Origin of the sequence: Streptomyces sp. BR123, assembly GCF_013401435.1 — a bacterium.
Lineage (GTDB): Bacteria > Actinomycetota > Actinomycetes > Streptomycetales > Streptomycetaceae > Streptomyces.
This window is the reverse complement of sequence record NZ_JACBGN010000584.1, coordinates 1-1533: the sequence shown is the minus strand read 5'-3', so window position 1 is coordinate 1533 and position 1533 is coordinate 1. Positions and strand designations below refer to the sequence as shown.

The following is a 1533-nucleotide window of genomic DNA, read 5'->3' as shown; positions in this document are numbered from 1 at the left end:
CCGCGGCCCGGCAGCGGCGCGGTCGCGCCCGCATACGCGGTCGGCGTGTACCCGTACGGCACCGCCCCCGGCCCCTGCGTCCGCATCTCGTGCAGCGGCACCGCCTCGCCCAGCGCCCCCAGCCCCACGTACACCGGGTCGTCGACCAGCGCGTCCCGCACCGCGCACCGCGCCACGACCTCCGACAGCTCAGGCCGGACCGCCGGGTCCTTCGCCACGCAGGCCTCGATCAGGGCCGCCAGCCCCGGCTCCACCCCGGCCACGTCCACCGGCTCGTGCACCGCCCGGTAGCTCACGGTCGCCGCCACACCCGTACCGAACGGCGACCGCCCCGTCGCCGCGTACGCCAGCGACGCCCCCAGCGCGAAGACGTCCGCCGCGGGCCCCGCCTCCGCGCCCAGCAGCACCTCCGGCGCCGTGTACCCGGGCGTGCCCGGAGCCTGCCCGTCCTGGGTCAGCGCCGTCTCACCGACGCCCCGGGCGATGCCGAAGTCGATGAGCTGCGGCCCCTGCGCGCCCAGGATCACGTTCTGCGGCTTGAAGTCCCGGTGCGTCACCCCGTACGCGTGGACGCTCGCCAGCCCCTCCGCGAGCGCCGCGAAGAGCCGGCGGCAGGTGTCCGCGGGCAGCGCACCGCGCTGCGCCACCGCGTGGGCCAGCGTCGGGCCCGCCACGTACTCCGTCGCCAGCCAGAAGGGCGCCGCCGCCAGCGAGGCGTCGATCAGGTTCGCCGTGTACGCCGACCGCACCGCGCGCACCGTCTCGGCCTCGCGCCGGAACCGCGCCAGCGCCTCCGGATGCCCGACGATCTCGTCCCGGATCACCTTCACGGCCACCAGGCGCCCGCCGGGCGAACGCGCCAGGTACACCTGGCCCATGCCGCCCGCACCGAGCCGGGCCAGCAGCGCATGCGCCCCGATACAGGCGGGGTCGACGTCTCTCAGGGGCTCCATTGACATGAGACTGCCACACCGATCCCCCGGCCCCGCAGAGGGGTTGACCAAGCGGGATCAGTGAAGTCCGGTGCGGTACCGCGCCCCGCAAGGGCGCGGGGAACCGCCCAACCGGCCCCCACCGGCCCGCGTTCTGCCGACCGGACTCCCAGCGGAGCGCTCAGGCCCGCGGCGCGACGAACAGGCTCTGCGCGCCCCGCCCGACGGGCCCCTTCTCGTCGTGCAGCACGGAGTCCGCGAGACCGATCCCGGCCGCGTCCACACTCGTACGCGCCTCCACGCACACCCACTCGCCGGCCGGATGGCGGTGCAGATGGACGGTCAGGTCGCTGTTGACGAACAGGTACCGGCCGAAGTCCACCACCGCGCTGATCCCGTTCCCGGAATCCGCGGCCACCAGGATCCGGTCCAGCGGCCTGGTCCCCTCCTCCGCGATCAGCGGCACCTTCATCCGCATCCAGCACGTCCCCGGCCCCGGCTCCGTGAAGGCACCCTCGGTGAACCGGGTCTCCATCGCCGCGTGGTAGCCCATGTCCCACGGCACCGGGAAGAACGGCGTCACCCCCACCTCCCCCGGGGG

The 1533-nt window shown here is 75.1% G+C and carries 1 protein-coding gene and 1 pseudogene; both read right to left on the bottom strand.

The window, feature by feature from the left end; all coding sequences use genetic code 11:
* A partial coding sequence (locus tag HYE82_RS36440) for a serine/threonine-protein kinase (RefSeq protein ID WP_256988209.1) occupies nt 1-953 on the bottom strand: 953 nt, incomplete at its 3' end.
* Nucleotides 954-1113: 160 nt separating this feature from the next.
* Nucleotides 1114-1533 (bottom strand): annotated as a pseudogene (locus HYE82_RS36435) (acyl-CoA thioesterase domain-containing protein); the annotation flags it as partial.